The following is a 15,566-nucleotide window of genomic DNA, read 5'->3' on the forward strand; positions in this document are numbered from 1 at the left end:
GTACAAAATGAAAATCTCACGTCTGCTTGCCGCCGCCGCTCTTCTTGTGGCGGCCGGCAGCATGGCGGCTGACACTCCGAAAGTAATCGCACACCGCGGCTACTGGAAAGCCGAAGGCTCGGCCCAGAATTCAATCCGCTCGATAGTCAAAGCCGACTCGATCAACTGCTATGCATCGGAATTCGATGTATGGATGACGGCAGACAGCGTTCTTGTGGTCAACCATGATCCGGATATCAACGGAGTCCACATAGAATCATCGCCGGCATCACGTGTGCTCGCCGAAAAACTCTCCAACGGAGAGCACGTCCCGACTCTCGAAGCCTATCTCGCCACAGCATCACACCTGCCATCACGCATAGTCTGCGAGATGAAGCGCCACGACAGCCGCTCACACGAAAAAGCTGCCGTCAAAGCAATCCTGGCTCTGGTAAAGAAATACGGACTTCAGGACAAGGTCGACTACATAACCTTCTCAAGCGACGGCTTCAAAAATTTCATAAAATATGCACCGAAAGGCACAGGAGTCTACTATCTCGACGGCGACTACATGCCCGCCCAGATCAAACATATGGGAGGCACCGGCATCGACTATGCCATGAAAGTCATCAGAAAGCATCCGGAATGGATCAAGGAATGCCACGATCTCGGACTCCTTGTCAATGTCTGGACCGTAAACTCCGAAGCCGACATGAAATGGTGTATCGACCACAGTGTTGATTTCATTACCACCAATGAGCCCGAACGCCTGCAGTCGTTGCTGAAATCACGCGCGAAAAAACAAAAATGATAAAAATGCGCCTGCTCCCACGCCTGATCTCTTCCGCCGTCCTTCTGTGGCTTGCAGCGACAGCGGCGGCAAGTGACGGCAGGCCGGAAAAGCATGAGTTTGCCTATGCCGACACCGTGCGCACCTACAGCATTTATCTTCCTGAAGACCTGCGCCCGGATGCTCCGCTCGTGGTCTACACCCACGGCTATGGATCGGCCAGACGCTGGCTTAACGATCTGAACGCCACAGCCGAACGCCACGGATTTGCCGTATGCTACCCGGACGGCTCTCCGGATTCCCGCGGAAAAGACGGCTGGAAAGTCGGCTATCCGCCGCAGGAGTCAATGAGCGTGGACGAAGCCGACTTTTTCCGCTGTCTGATAAACGAAGTCACCTCTCGCTTCCGGCTCAGCCGCGACAATGTGTTCATGGCCGGCATGTCAAACGGCGGCGACCTCTGCTATCAGCTTGCCTTCACAGCTCCGGAGCTTTTCAAAGCCTATGCCTCAGTAGCCGGTCTCGCCTTTGAATGGCTGTGCAAGAACCACAGACTGTCGCTCCCCGTCCATTTCCTTGAGATCCACGGAAACGCCGACCGCACCTCGCGCTGGGAAGGTGACCTGACCAATGACGGAGGCTGGGGCTGCTACATAGCAGTGCCGGAAGCAATCGGCATGATCGCCGGCAATAACGGCTGCCGGAAAGTCACCACCGACTCTCTCTGCTCCATGCGCGATCCGCAGCGACTGATCACCCGCACTGTCCACTCCGGAGCTCCGTCTGGCCGCGAGGTGGTGCTCTATGAAATTCATGGAGGGAAACACTCCTGGGCCGACAAAGACTTGCCGACTGCCGAAATCATCTGGAACTTCTTCAGCAGCCGTCTGACCGGCGCCATGAAACCCGGTGGCCGATGAAATTACCCCGGACACAGCATACATATATACCGAACAGCTCATAATCTCTCATAAAAACAATTTCTGAAAGTAGCTCGGAAAATCAGGCTCTTCCAACAAAAGCTTGATTTTCATGAGCTACTTTTGTACTTTTGCATGACGCTAACACAAACTGATTATCCACATCCCCATGAATATCACCGAATTTATCGACACTTGGAAAGAAGCCCTCGCCTCTGACATCACACCCGGCAAACGCGAAATCCTGCAACGCTTCTTCAAAACCGGTCCCGGACAATACGGCGAAGGTGACATCTTTCTGGGCAACACCGTCCCGGCAATCCGGAAAGTATCACGCCTCATGTCTGACGCCCCGCTGGAAGCCGTTGAAGCCATGCTCTCCTCCCCCGTCCATGACCACCGTCTGTCGGCACTCCTTGTTCTCGTTGAGCGCTATCGCCGAAACCGCAAAGACCCGTCGGCACGCCGTGAGATAATCGACTTCTATCTCTCACACACCTCCGGAATCAACAACTGGGATCTCGTCGACCTCTCGGCCCCAAAAATTCTGGGTGAATACGTCTGCCAAAGCGGCCAGCCAGACCTGCTCGAAACCCTCAGCCACTCCGAAAACCTATGGGAACAGCGCATAGCCATAGTATCCACATTTACACTGCTCAAAAACGGCATAACCCTGCCCACCGTCTCGATCGCCACGCGCTATCTCACCCACACCCACGACCTGATCCACAAGGCAACCGGATGGATGCTTCGCGAAATGGGCAAACGCGGAAACGAACCATTGCTCCTCCAATTCCTGGACCGCCATGCCGCCGTCATGCCACGGACAATGCTGCGCTATGCCATAGAAAAACTTCCCGCACCACTTCGAAAGCACTATCTCGACCTAAAAAGCACCGTCAAATAAACGAATTTTAGATCCATATCAGAACAAAAATCACTCAACCACTATTTTTCATCATTTTTTTTCAAAAATATTTGCACAGAATTAAAAATGCGCTTAACTTTGCACTCGCAAAACGGAAATAACGGCAATGTTGAGCGAAACGAAAGCCTCCGTAAAGCAAGACTCAACTTGGTGTGGTAGTTCAGCTGGTTAGAATACCTGCCTGTCACGCAGGGGGTCGCGGGTTCGAGTCCCGTCCATACCGCTGAGGAGAGAGGAGAATGAGTAATTGTTTGGCTTCGGCCATCATTACTCATTCTTTTTTTGCAGCTACCGCAAAAAATCAGCGCCAAAACATTCCGGCCTCCACGCGGCAGAACCAAAAATCGGTCGGAACATCACTTGATGTTCCGACCGATTTTCTGTAGCGAGACCGAGAATTGAACTCGGGACCTCCGGGTTATGAATCCGACGCTCTAACCAACTGAGCTATCTCGCCATGATTTTATATAGTGTTGCAACGCTTTTGCGGGTACAAAGGTAGAAAGTTTTTTTGATATGACAAAACTTTTTTGCTCTATTTTTAACAAAATATCAGATTTTACTGTTTTACTGTTTCGGACACTCTCAACCACACCTTTCATTGCCGCCTGAAGACGCTCTACGGCAGCCGCAAATCACCTATCTGGCAGTAAGATACACACCGCCAACGATCGCCAGTCCCCCGGCAAGCATCCACAGCGTTATAGGCTCGCCCAATATAACCGACGACGCGATTATGGTCACCAGCGGATTGAAGTAAATATAGTTCGATGCCTTTTCAGGCTCAAGCACCTTGACCTCGCTGGTCCACAATATATAACACAGGAATGATGCCAGCACTCCAAGAAACAGAAGATTCATGGCCACCGACAAGGAAGCAATCGAACTGACCCGGCAGAAAGATTGAGGTGGCTTCCGGCAGGGCACCTCTCCTCAGGACGCGGCTCCATTGCCGATGGCCGGAGGCTGTGAGTTTGTGATTTTTTGTGTAACTTTACGCTCTCGAAACCCTAGGCTCCACATGAGGCTGCACAAACATCACATTCAGTAACTTGCCATGAAACATAAACTTCTTTCGGCCCTCCTTGCATTCACCCTGACCACCCCCGTATTTGCCGCGGACTCAGGCCGGACGGTCGAAAACTTCAACTTCGGATGGAAATTCCATGCCGGAGACACCTGCGGAGCGCCCGACCGCTCTTTCAACGACAGCCGGTGGACTCCCGTCAGCCTTCCGCACGACTTCCAGATCTCACAGCCCTGGGTAGCGCCCGCGGCCGACGAGAAAGCCGACATGACCAACTCGGCCGCCAACACCCGCAGCCGCCTCAGCGCCCGCGCCTTCAAGGAAATGGGCGCCGGATGGTATCGCAAGACCTTCAAGGCCGACCCCGCATGGAAAGGCCGCAGAGTCCTGCTTGACTTCGAAGGCATAATGCTCACCGGCGATGTCTACTTCAACGGCTCGCGTGTAGGCGGCACAGACTACGGCTATCTCGGATTCGAGACCGACATCACTTCGCTCATCGACTTCGACGGCGACAACATTGTGGCCGTGCGAGCCGATACCGGCAAACCCGAAAACTCCCGCTGGTACACCGGCGGCGGCCTCTACCGCAACGTCAATCTGATAGTCACCGATCCCAGGCTGCATTTCACACGCCATCCCCTCCGCATCACCACCCCCGATGTCAGCGACAGCAGTGCATCAGTGGTCATCGACGCCGAACTCACCAACGCCATCAAGAACTACAAGGAAATCCGTGTGCTCGCAGAGATCACCGATGCCGACGGACAGACAGTCAGCTCACGCACCCTGACACTCCCCTTCAACCGCCGTCAGCGCACCAACGAATACCGCGTCGACAGCCTGCGCATAGCCTCCCCGCGTCTGTGGGACTGCGACTCGCCTCACCTCTATACACTCAGCCTCACCCTCTTCGCCCCCGACGGAAAAGTGGCCGACCGCATATCCGAGACATTCGGCATCCGCAGCATCGAATACTCCCCCGACTTCGGCTTCCGTCTCAACGGCAAAAAACTGCTCCTCAAAGGCATCGCCAACCACCACACGCTCGGTGCCCTCGGAGCCGCAGCCTACCCGGCAGCGATCGAGAAACGCATCAGAATACTCAAAGACTTCGGTTTCAACCACATCCGCTGCTCCCACAACCCCTACAGCAAACAGTTCATGGACCTCTGCGACCGCTACGGCATCCTTGTAGTCGATGAACTTTATGACAAATGGACGCGCCAGAACGCCGGAGGCCGCAAGGAATGGATGGAACAATGGCCCGTCGACCTGCCCGAATGGGTCAGACGTGACCGCAACCACCCCTCGGTAATCATGTGGAGTCTCGGCAACGAGCTCCAGATGCTCTGGAACCTCCCCTTTGCCGACTGGGGCGTTACACCCTACCGCCTGCAGAAAACCCTCCTCAAGCGCTACGACACCACCCGCCCCCTGACCGTGGCCATGCACCCCCGCTACCGCGACGTCAACACCGACTCCCTCCCCGCCCCTCTGGCCCTGGCCACCGACATCGCCTCTTATAATTACAGATATATGTATTTCCCCGGCGACAGCCGCCGATTTCCAGGAATGATTTTCTACCAGAGCGAGGCCAACACATCCGGCATGGGCCCGAATTTCTACGAAATGGACCTCGACCGCGTGGTAGGTCTGGCCTACTGGGGCATGATCGACTATCTCGGCGAATCGGCCGGATGGCCCGCCAAGGGCTGGACCCAGGGCATATTCGACATCTCGCTCGAACCAAAACCCATAGCCTGGTTCCTGCGAAGCATTTTCAAGCCGGAAGAACCGGTGGTCCACATCGGAGTCATCGACAGTGACGAGCAGCTCATGTGGAACGACGTCCAGGTAGGCACTCAGAAACTGTCCGACCACTGGAACCGCACCCCCGGAAGCAGCCTGACGCTCTACACCTTCACCAACGCCGATGAAGTCGAGCTGCGCCTCAACGGCAAAAGCCTCGGCCGCAAGCGCAATGCCGTAGCCGACCCCAAAACCCGCAACCGCATTGTCTGGGAAAACATCCCCTACAGCCACGGCTATCTCGAAGCCATAGCCTACCGCGACGGGCAGGGCCGCCCCGTAACCATCCACCGCATCGAGACAAGCGGACGCGCCTCCCGCCTCACCGCCACCGCCGACAACCCCTCATGGAAAGCCGACGGCATGGACCTCCAGCACGTACGCATCGAAGCCATTGACAGTCACAAGCGCCGCGACCCGCAAGCCTCAGCCCCGCTGACATTCAGCGTTGACGGCCCGGCCGAAATAGTCGGAGTGATCAACGGCGACCTCTGCAGCCACGAACTCTCAACCGGCAACACCCGCAGCCTCCACAACGGCACCGCCACCGTGATACTCCGCTCCACCGCCACACCCGGCCCGGTAACCCTCACCGCATCCTCGCCTGAATACAAAGACCTCAAAATCCGCCTCACAAGCAAATAACAACCGGCAACAGATCAACCCACACCTATTTATATTTATATCTAACACGCTCATGAAACTTTCATCCCATATCCTCGGCCTCGCCTCGGCCATCATGCTCGGCACCGCACTCCCCTCAGCCGTCAGCGCCGAAAACCGCGTCATCGAAATCAGTTCCCCCAACATGCGTGTCTACCTCCCTGACACCGCCAAAGCCACCGGCCGCGCCGTAGTGGCCCTCCCCGGAGGAGGCTACTCCCACCTCGCCCTCAACCATGAAGGCCATGACTGGGCACCATTCTTCAACGAACGCGGCATAGCCTACGCCGTCGTAGCCTACACAATGCCCAAAGGCGACCGCAGCCTCCCCATCGGCGACGCCTGCAACGCAGTAAAACTCCTCCGCGACAGCGCCGGAGTCTGGAACCTCGACCCCGCGCAGATCGGCATAATGGGCTCATCGGCCGGCGGCCACCTCGCATCCACCGTAGCCACACACGCCCCGGCCGAATCACGTCCCGATTTCCAGATACTCTTCTATCCCGTCATCACAATGGACAAGGCCTACACCCACCGCGGATCTCATGACAACCTCCTCGGTAAAGACGCAGATGAAACTCTTGAAACAGAATACTCAAACGAAAAACAAGTCACTGCCGAAACACCCCGCGCCTTCCTGATCCTCAGCAGCGACGACCGAGCCGTCCCCCCGGCCAACTCCGTCAACTACTACACCGCCCTCCTGGCCAACGGCATCCCCGCCGCCCTCCACATCTACCCCACCGGCGGCCACGGATGGGGCTTCCACAACTCCTTCAGCTACCACGACCAGGTGCTCGACGAACTCAGCGCCTGGCTCAAAAGCTTCTGATCCACAAGCAAGCCCCCCTATCTCACACAATGCCTGCAACACCCCCAACCGGCGGCTTCCGGCTGATGGCCGCACCGCTTCAGGGCTACACAGAGGCTCCCTTCCGCCATTTCCATGCCGAAATCTATGGCGGCGGGGAGTCTCTGACCTACTTCTCACCATTTCTGCGCATCGAGAAAGGTAGCGTCCGTCCGCGCGACCTGCGCGACATCACCTCGCCCCTCAACGCCAACCACCGGCTCATCCCCCAGATCATTTTCCGCGACGCCACCGAATTCCGCACCCTGACATCAGCCGTCCGCAGCGCCGGCCACAGCCATCTGGACCTCAACCTCGGCTGCCCCTTCGTCCCCCAGGTCCGCAAAGGCCGCGGAGCCGGACTCCTCAGGCAGCCCGACCTGCTCCGGGAGATAGCCGGCATAATGACCGCAGACTACCCTGACATCACCTTCTCCGTCAAAATGCGCCTCGGCATCACCGACCCTGACGAATGGCAAAGCCTCATGCCGGCCATCAGCCTCATGCCCCTGAGCCACCTCACCGTCCATCCGCGCACAGCCTCGCAGCAATACAGCGGACAGCTCCATCTCGACAGCTTCGAAGCCCTCGCCGCCGCCTGCCCCCACCCCCTCGTCTTCAACGGCGAGATCACCACACCGCAGCAGATCGACCACCTGCGTCAGCGCTACCCCACGCTCTCAGGCATCATGCTCGGCCGCGGCCTCCTGCGCCGCCCCTCCCTCATAGCCGAATGGACCGCCGGACGCGAATGGACCCCCGCCGACATCCGCAGCCACCTCCTCCGCCTCCACGAAGCCATCCTCGACCACTACACCCGCACCCTCAGCGGCGACACCCAGATTCTATCGAAAATCAAACCCCTCTGGGACTACTTCGCAGACAGCTTCGACCGCAAAACCATCAAAAAACTCCTCAAATCCCCCACCCTCCCCCTCTACCGCCAAAACCTCCCCCCGGCATAGCCTGAATCAATCCGCCCGCATCCGAATTGCCTCGACACATCCCACGCACATCCGACCCGCCAATCAACCCGAATCAACCAATGCACGTCCGACCCGCCGATCAACCCGAATCAACCAACGCGCGTCCGACCCCCCAATCAACCCGAATCAACCCGCGCGCATCCGACCCGCCAATCAACCCGGATCAACCAATGCGCGTCCGGAGGACGCAGATTTACTCGTAGCCCATGACACCGCAGCGCACAGCGCAAAGGTGTCACGGGGAAAAAACACCCCCAAAAAAAGTGTCCGAAGGACACTGATTTACCATCGTCATATCATAACGCATACAAATTGACGTGCACATCCCGTCCGGAACCGTAAACCGGTGTCCTGACGGACACACATTCTTGCCTGACATCCACTACCCCCGACACCTTTGCGCTTTGCGCACGGTGTCGGGGGCTACGACTAAATCGGTGTCCTGCGGACACCCGCCACCCCCGCCCCTGCCTCGGAGAGGCTGGATAACAAACAAAAAACAGGACTGATCCTGCCAAAGCAAGAATCAGCCCTGATTTTAAACCGTTATCCCTAAGAATCGGGAATTATCGCATGTGCACTTTCATTGTACACATGCGAATATAACGTCTCATACTTTTATTAATAGACGGTTACACGTTCATATGTGATCGTGCCTTCCGTTTTCGAATAAAGCAAATCTTTATAATACCATCCACTCTGATAATCAACGACCAATACATTTGCATCAGATGATTTTATCTTGAACCATTCAAAACCTCCATATGAAGCTCCTGGTTCCCATCGGTTATCATATCCGAAATCTCCACCCGAAAGAGCGGAAATCGGTTCATCATGATTAAAATATACTGTATTATAGGAGTTTGACATAAACGAATCAAATTTATTGTCATTTGAAACCGGAGTCTGCGACAGATAAAGATATTGGTAATTTAGATGGTCTGTTCCATACTCAGCCTTTGAGGTCCAGTCTTCTCCATATATATCTATCAGTATCAGGATCAACACCTATAAAGCTCCTGCTCCTCAAAATACCGGAAAAGCTTTTTACCTTCCAATATCCATACTGTCCTGAGAATCGTTTAGCCTCCATAGGTGAGGACCGTTTCCAGACAAACGTCTTTTCTATACCGACGTTTCTCGCGGAAAACTGATCGCTGCCATTAAACGTCACGTTTTCATGAATTCCCCAAGCCACAACCTCAAATACGCTTTTATAGCTAATTTTAAGCCAGTTAAGATCTGGAGAATATTCCCATGTTCCGTTATCCGTTTCCCTGAAGTCCATAACACAAGGATTGGTTTTGCATGTATAGGCCGTTACAGAAGCACTGTTGTTTGAATTCAGATCAACGATAGTCACAACAGGCCGCCCGTTGTCATCAACAGTTTCAATACGCCAGGTACCTACAAACTTTTCATCTGAGCCTCCGGCTACGCCAGGCTCATCATTCTTTGAATCAGAGCATGAAACCAGAGCAAAAGTCGTCGCTATAAGCAGAGTCAATAGCAAATTTCGCATAATCCTGTTTATTTACGGTTGAAGGTTAAAGATACACCCCAGCTATTCATCAGACTGTTTGTCCACAACATTTTATTTTCGCCTGAGAAAGTCATGGTTATAACACTTTGGCCCCATGCATTCGCAAAGTTACTGTTTGACGGAACTGAAAGTTTATCACCGGTAACGGTATATTTTCCGCTTGCCTTAGACTCCTTCTGCCCTCCTACCACAAGATAATCCGTGTAGGTCCCGTCAGCGGAAAGTGTGACAAAAAAAGTATCATCGCCATCCGATCCCTGCCAGGAGCCCACAAATGTTTTGCCTTCATAAATACCCGGTTCATCTGAACTGTCTTTGTTGTCACTGCATGCAGCAAAAGCAAAACATGATACCAATACAACGAAAAGTGTTGCAAATTTGAACTGATTTTTAATTGAAAATTTCATAATTTGTTTGTTAAAAAAAAAATGGTTAATATAAAAAAGATAAATTCTTCAGCGTTTTCATTGGATTTTAGACAAATATACAATGGTGGAATTAGGCATGGTGACCATCAGGCTGGAAGAAGCCGTTATCTCCATCTTGTAAACCTTTGTAGCCGGACTGCCGCATTTCCAATCCGGGAAATAGCTTGCTGTTCCTGATGTTCCTGACTCCCAGTCAACAGAAGTGAAATTGCAGGTCACGTACGATCCTGATACAGAAAAAGTTCCGCTTGCACACAACGAAATGTCACCCCATGAGCCGTATTTCCGGAACGAATTTTCGAAATATACCACGCTTCCGTCAGCCAAAAACCGAAATGTATATTTACCGTTTTTGTCCGTCCAGCCAAAAGCCGATGTCAGATTAGACTTCAGATTTGAAACTGACGGCATATCCGAACGCGTCCCCATGCGAAACTCCATCTTTGTAGTCCCCCTCTGCAGAACGAGACTCTTATCACTCAGAGTCACGACATTCCACAACGTCGTCTTGATGGTCAGTGTCTTGTTGAGAGGAGCAAACGAGTAAGACCCCGTGTTGAATTCAGAGTATGAGTTGCTCCCCGGCGCGTCAAGCACGTATTCATCATACACCCCGCCAGGATAGAACGTAATGACAGTTTTCCCATCGGTTGACACCCATGTGTTCTGAAGGGTGTACAACTGGGTTTCAGGACTTTCAATCTCATTTCCGTCACCATCGGTCATAACGGAATTATCTTTTGTCAGAATGAACGTCGAAAACTGGCCTGTCGGTATCAGCCTGCCGCTTTCTATCCGGCATTCCATCTGATAGTCACCGGATAGATCGCCTGAAGTACTGGCATACGCACCTTTGCACACAAGACGTCCACCGCTTGCCGACCATGTAAAATATGCCACTGAAAAAGAATCCGGTCCTTCATACTCCATTGAACCTGTCTTGTCGGAATTCAGGCGAAGAGTTATGTTCTGATATTTCACGGCACCATTGTTTACATAACAGCGCGTGCCATACCAATTTCCGGCAAGATTGTCAGTTGCAGATTCCGGTCCATCTCCACTGCAACCTGTAGTGACTGCCAAAATGCAGACCATCAGCAATTGCACGAATGATTTGAGTCGTGTCATAACAAACATTACACCACAGGCTCCCCTCTCCGGTATCTATCAGGATTGGTTTATAAAACAAAAAAGCGTGAGAGCCGTACTTGTTGCCCGTTCCGCTTGTTGAGGCCTTCGCATTGCCTGGTATAGTAGAACGGACAACGCAGAAGCCTCACGCAGAATATGTGTAACAACACCGACAGCCTGCACTCTCGCGCCCGCTTCGGTGGAATATACATATCCACAAGGCATCTACTGTTGTCTCATTCCTGACTATACCATGAAGAAAGTTGCGAAGTTTCAACAAGCCAAGAAAGAGCGTCGAGTAAACGCTTTTCAGTATGTCATTGCAGAGCCGTCAGCCCTGCTGTTTTCGGCAAGCCGAATGGCAAGCCATCTTTTACGCCGACCCTCCCGCATCACCCTTGACCGGGCTTCTGCGATACGGTCTGCGGCCACAAAATTAATTATAATTTCTGAAATTTCAATAACTTCATCCAAAAACGCACCAAAAACGCGCCAAAAAGCCCCGGCAATGCCTCGGCACAACCAACGCATAACCCATGCACAACCCACAAACATCCCACGTATATCCCGTCCGGAACCGTAAACCGGTGTCCTTACGGACACCACATTCTTGCCTCATATCCACTTCCCCCCGACACCTTTGCGCTTTGCGCACGGTGTCGGGGGCTACGACTAAATCGGTGTCCTACGGACACCCGCCCCCCCAATCAACCCGAATCAACCAATGCGCGTCCGGAGGACGCAGATTTACTCGTAGCCCGTGACACCGCAGCGCACAGCGCGCAGGCGTCACGGGAAAAACCACCCACCCCCCCAAAAAAAGTATCCGGAGGACACTGATTTACCATCGTCCTATCATCTCGCCGACGGAATCTACAAAAATGGTACAAAGGTCCTGCCTATTGGTAACATCCAAAAGACGCGATTGCCCTAACTTTGCACAAAAATCATCAGCCAAAGCATGAAGCATCAGCCGCACGGAAATCGCAGAAACCATCACCCACATAGCCTTCTACGCCGGATGGCCAAAAGCCTGGGCAGCATTCCGCCTCGCAAAAGAAGTCTGGGCCGACGACACTGCCGCCGCCGATTCTTGGTTCGCCCACCTCGCATTCGAGATTCCGGGCGACGACACATCAAACATCTGGCTTGAACCCGTAGCCGACCAAGACTACAGCCGACTCCCCTGACCTGAGGGGCAGCCCGGCCCGCCCCATCCGATCAGGCATCCTACTTCTGATTCTGCAGACGCTCCGCAAGCAGAGCGCTGTACTGGCGCCCCACCGGAATGGTCTGCCCGCTGGCCAGAGTGACGCTCTGACGGCTGAAACTCCGGATCTTGTCGACAGCCACTATAAACGAGCGGTGAATCCTCAGAAACTTCTTCTGGGGAAGCATCGCTCCTATTGTCTTGAGTATCACGCGCGAGAGCGTACACGAACCGTCAGTGCGGAAAATCTTCGAATAGCCCTCCATAGCCTCGACATAGGCAATGTCAGCCAACGGAATAGACACATTATTGTATTCCTGCTTGACCACTATACACTTGTCAGCCTGCACATGCTCGTTATAGTCAAGCTTCTTTATAGCCTTCTCCACCGCAAGTTTGAACCGGTCATAGGCAAAAGGCTTGTGCAGATAGTCGACGGCGTTGAGATTGAACCCGTCGAAAGCATAATCGAGATAGGCCGTGGTGAATATGAAACAAGCCTCCGGAGGCACCGCAGCGGCAATTTCCAGGCCGTTGATACCCTCCATCTCCACATCGAGAAACGCCAGATCGAAATCACCCTTCTTAATGACCTCGATCCCCTCGGCCGGATCGGAATAGGCCGACAGCTCTATGCCGCCGAAACGTTCACAGAATTTGGAGATGATATCCAGGGCCAGTGGCTCATCGTCGATAGCCACACATCTGAGCTTTTGACTTGTCATGAGAGTCTGATTTTTAGATCAACAATAAATTTTCCGTCCTTCTCCACGGTCTTCAGTTCGCAGGCATCCGGGAAAAGGCAGGCAAGCCGCACACGGCAGTTCTCCAGACCCACCGGAGCCTCGGTCCTGAACTCCTCAACGCGCTTGAGAATATCATTTTCAGTGTGGAATTCAAGCAAGCCCTCCTTAAGAGTGAGGCTTATGTCTATCAGGCAGTCGCGGTGGGTCGAAGTGCCGTATTTGAACACATTTTCAAGAAACGTGATCATGATCATCGGCGGGATGCGCGCGCTCTCGTCGTCCACATCGCAGCTCCATTTCACTTTGGTATGGCCGTTGAGACGCAACGACTGCAGGTCGATATAGTTACGGATATAACGTATCTCCTCGCCCAGCGCCACAGTGTCGCGGTCTACCCCGGTATAGGTATATTTGACCAGTTCGATAAACTTCACGAAAGCCGTCTCTGTGCGTTCCGATGTGCCGATGAGCATACTGTAGAGCGAGTTGAGCGTATTGAAAAGGAAATGCGGGTTGATCTGGGCCTTATAGACGGCAAGCTCGGCAGTGTTCCTCTGCAGCTCCACCTCCTTCTTGATCATCAGCTGCCGGTAAAGTTCCTGGATAAACGACATGGACAGCGCATAGCCCATCACCAGCGAGAACATCATCCACACTCCGATTGCCTTGCTGTAGTTGCGTATCTGATTGTAAAGAGCCGTCAGTGACTCGGCGTTGAACGTCACCTCCGGAAGCCTGTACTGCGTCAGTATGTAGTTGCCTATCACAAGCACCACAAGAATCACACCGATAAGCCAGTACTTTCGTTCCACAAAAAGCTTGGGTATGTTGAGCAGACGCACCGCGAAATAGTCGCCGTAGAGACAGGCAATCAGAAGCCACGTAAACCCCGGCCAGTCGGAGAGCCAGTAATAAGCCGGGCTCAGCACAATCAACAACGGCATGAATACCAGACAGAAAGTCAGATCTATGATCCGGTCTACTTTTTTCTTTAAGAATTTCATGTCACAAATTTAACACTATTCGCCATCTTCTGAAAGCCGGTCGAAAAGAAAATTAGGGTGTCCGGAAAACCTTTTAGAGGTCGTTTAAAAACACCTCTTATTGCATATCTCCTCCAAACTTCTTATTTTTGCAGGCTTCCCGCATGAATTCCCACGGTTTTACCAAACCTGTATGCGGGGTGGAAGCGTTATAATATGATTATGAAAATGACCGGACTTCTATCAACTTTTCTGCTCGCCATAGCAGCCATAGGCTGCGGCAATGCCAATTCTTCCGCCACAGCTGACTCTCAGGACTCAGACACAGCTGCTGCTACCTCCCCGGCAGTCACCGGCCACAAACCGGAAAGCCCCGCGGTGCTGCCAGGCATCGAGGTGCTCCGCCGCAACGGCTTCGAGGAACTCGACGGAATGCGAGTGGGCCTCATCACAAACCCTACAGGCGTTGACAATTCGCTCAAATCGACAATCGACATCCTTGCCGAAGCCCACAACGTCAGGCTGACTGCTCTCTTCGCCCCCGAACACGGTGTCAGAGGCGACCATGTGGCCGGAGCCAACGTGGCCAATGACACCGATCCGAAAACCGGAGTGCCCGTCTACTCGCTCCACGGTAAAACCAAAAAGCCAACCCCGGAGATGCTTCAGAACGTAGATGTGCTCGTCTATGACATCCAGGACATCGGCACCCGCAGCTACACCTTCATTTCCACTATGGGGCTTGCTATGGAAGCCGCAGCCCAGAACGGGAAGAAATTCATGGTGCTCGACCGCCCGAATCCGCTCGGCGGAAACAAGGTGGAAGGCAGCATCGCCGAACAAGGCAATTTCTCCTTTGTCAGCCAGTATCCAATCCCCTACGTCTACGGACTGACCCCCGGCGAACTCGCCCGCTACCTCAACGGCGAGGGTCTGCTCAAAAGCGGCATGAAAGCCGACCTGACAGTCATACCCATGAAAGGCTGGCACCGCTCCATGACATTCGCCGACACCGGAATGCCCTGGGTGCTCCCCTCGCCCCATATCCCCGACCCGACAACAGCCCTGCTCTATCCGGCCACAGGCATCATGGGTGAGCTTGACTACGTATCGATCGGCGTAGGCTATACCCTCCCCTTCAAACTCACCGGTGCCGGTTGGATCAACGCCCAGAAACTTTCTGACCGCCTGACAGCACTGAAGATACCCGGTGTTGAGTTCCGCCCTATCCACTACAAACCCTTCTACGCCATCTTCAAAGGCGAAAACCTCCACGGAGTGGAAATCTATGTCCGCGATGCCGCGGCAGCCCCTCTGACCCTCATCCAGTTCTACATCATGCAGGAACTCGCCGCCATGTATCCCGGCCAGAAAGCATTCTCGAAAGCCACACCGGCCCGCATAAAGATGTTTGACATGGTCTGCGGATCATCAAAAGTCCGCGAACTCTTCCAGGAAAACTACAAGGTCAAAGACATGGTCGACTACTGGAACAAAGACGTGGAAGCCTTCACCGCCCGCGCCGAAATCTACCGCCTCTACGAGTAATCACACCTTAATTATATAGTAT

Annotated in this window: 13 protein-coding genes, 2 tRNA genes and 2 pseudogenes; 9 read left to right on the top strand and 8 right to left on the bottom strand. The window is 53.5% G+C overall.

All coding sequences use genetic code 11. The features are described 5' to 3' along the window. Positions 1-7: 7 nt before the first annotated feature. The 4 genes from C5O23_RS04740 (at position 8) to C5O23_RS04755 (ending at position 2,840) form a co-directional block, all read left to right on the top strand. A complete protein-coding gene (locus C5O23_RS04740) occupies positions 8-790 on the top strand; it encodes a glycerophosphodiester phosphodiesterase family protein (RefSeq protein ID WP_107031860.1) in 783 nt (260 codons plus the stop codon). Then, positions 787-1,689, top strand: coding sequence for a CE1 family esterase (locus tag C5O23_RS04745; protein ID WP_107031801.1), 903 nt, complete (start codon positions 787-789; stop codon positions 1,687-1,689). The genes C5O23_RS04740 and C5O23_RS04745 overlap by 4 nt, the downstream gene beginning before the upstream one ends. 169 nt (positions 1,690-1,858) lie before the next feature. Next, on the top strand, positions 1,859-2,596 hold the full coding sequence (locus tag C5O23_RS04750; RefSeq protein WP_107031802.1) for a DNA alkylation repair protein: 738 nt from the start codon (positions 1,859-1,861) through the stop codon (positions 2,594-2,596). A 170-nt stretch (positions 2,597-2,766) separates the two neighbouring features. Continuing rightward, positions 2,767-2,840, top strand: a tRNA-Asp gene (locus C5O23_RS04755). Between the two features lie 160 nt (positions 2,841-3,000). Here the strand turns inward: C5O23_RS04755 and C5O23_RS04760 are convergent. Both C5O23_RS04760 and C5O23_RS04765 read right to left on the bottom strand, forming a co-directional pair. Further along, a tRNA-Met gene (locus tag C5O23_RS04760) sits at positions 3,001-3,074 on the bottom strand. A 182-nt stretch (positions 3,075-3,256) separates the two neighbouring features. Next, a complete protein-coding gene (locus C5O23_RS04765; protein WP_338030911.1) occupies positions 3,257-3,544 on the bottom strand; it encodes a DMT family transporter in 288 nt (95 codons plus the stop codon). Between the two features lie 130 nt (positions 3,545-3,674). Here C5O23_RS04765 and C5O23_RS04770 point away from each other — a divergent pair, with 130 nt between their 5' ends. The 3 genes and pseudogenes from C5O23_RS04770 (at position 3,675) to C5O23_RS04780 (ending at position 7,934) form a co-directional block, all read left to right on the top strand. Then, on the top strand, positions 3,675-6,101 hold the full coding sequence (locus tag C5O23_RS04770) for a glycoside hydrolase family 2 TIM barrel-domain containing protein (RefSeq protein WP_107031804.1): 2,427 nt from the start codon (positions 3,675-3,677) through the stop codon (positions 6,099-6,101). Positions 6,102-6,195: 94 nt separating this feature from the next. Beyond that, positions 6,196-6,948 (top strand): annotated as a pseudogene (locus tag C5O23_RS04775) (alpha/beta hydrolase); the annotation flags it as partial. Positions 6,949-6,980: 32 nt separating this feature from the next. Beyond that, positions 6,981-7,934, top strand: a complete 954-nt coding sequence (locus tag C5O23_RS04780; protein WP_161553551.1) for a tRNA-dihydrouridine synthase family protein — start codon at positions 6,981-6,983, stop codon at positions 7,932-7,934. 642 nt (positions 7,935-8,576) lie between these two features. Here C5O23_RS04780 and C5O23_RS04785 read toward each other — a convergent pair. The 4 genes from C5O23_RS04785 to C5O23_RS04800 all read right to left on the bottom strand — a co-directional run bounded on the left by C5O23_RS04785 (position 8,577) and on the right by C5O23_RS04800 (position 11,054). Beyond that, entirely contained in the window at positions 8,577-8,825 is a 249-nt protein-coding gene (locus C5O23_RS04785) for a hypothetical protein (protein ID WP_107031806.1), read from the bottom strand. Between the two features lie 82 nt (positions 8,826-8,907). Beyond that, positions 8,908-9,477 carry a hypothetical protein gene (locus C5O23_RS04790; RefSeq protein ID WP_107031807.1) on the bottom strand — a complete coding sequence of 190 codons (570 nt, stop codon included), beginning with the start codon at positions 9,475-9,477 and terminating at the stop codon, positions 8,908-8,910. An 8-nt stretch (positions 9,478-9,485) separates the two neighbouring features. After that, on the bottom strand, positions 9,486-9,905 hold the full coding sequence (locus tag C5O23_RS04795) for a hypothetical protein (protein WP_107031808.1): 420 nt from the start codon (positions 9,903-9,905) through the stop codon (positions 9,486-9,488). Between the two features lie 57 nt (positions 9,906-9,962). Continuing rightward, positions 9,963-11,054, bottom strand: coding sequence for a hypothetical protein (locus C5O23_RS04800; RefSeq protein WP_162496191.1), 1,092 nt, complete (start codon positions 11,052-11,054; stop codon positions 9,963-9,965). Between the two features lie 971 nt (positions 11,055-12,025). Here C5O23_RS04800 and C5O23_RS04810 point away from each other — a divergent pair. Then, positions 12,026-12,247: pseudogene (locus tag C5O23_RS04810) on the top strand (carboxymuconolactone decarboxylase family protein); the annotation flags it as partial. Between the two features lie 40 nt (positions 12,248-12,287). Here C5O23_RS04810 and C5O23_RS04815 read toward each other — a convergent pair. Beyond that, on the bottom strand, positions 12,288-12,992 hold the full coding sequence (locus tag C5O23_RS04815) for a LytR/AlgR family response regulator transcription factor (protein ID WP_107031811.1): 705 nt from the start codon (positions 12,990-12,992) through the stop codon (positions 12,288-12,290). Next, positions 12,989-14,017, bottom strand: a complete 1,029-nt coding sequence (locus tag C5O23_RS04820) for a sensor histidine kinase (protein ID WP_107031812.1) — start codon at positions 14,015-14,017, stop codon at positions 12,989-12,991. Before C5O23_RS04820 ends, C5O23_RS04815 begins: the two co-directional genes overlap by 4 nt. 207 nt (positions 14,018-14,224) lie before the next feature. Between C5O23_RS04820 and C5O23_RS04825 the strand changes: the two genes are divergently transcribed. Then, positions 14,225-15,544: an exo-beta-N-acetylmuramidase NamZ family protein gene (locus C5O23_RS04825; RefSeq protein WP_107031862.1), complete on the top strand. Its 1,320-nt coding sequence runs from the start codon at positions 14,225-14,227 to the stop codon at positions 15,542-15,544. The last annotated feature ends 22 nt before the right edge of the window (positions 15,545-15,566 follow it).

It is taken from the genome of Duncaniella muris, assembly GCF_003024805.1.
In the GTDB taxonomy this organism is placed as follows: Bacteria; Bacteroidota; Bacteroidia; order Bacteroidales; family Muribaculaceae; genus Duncaniella; species Duncaniella muris.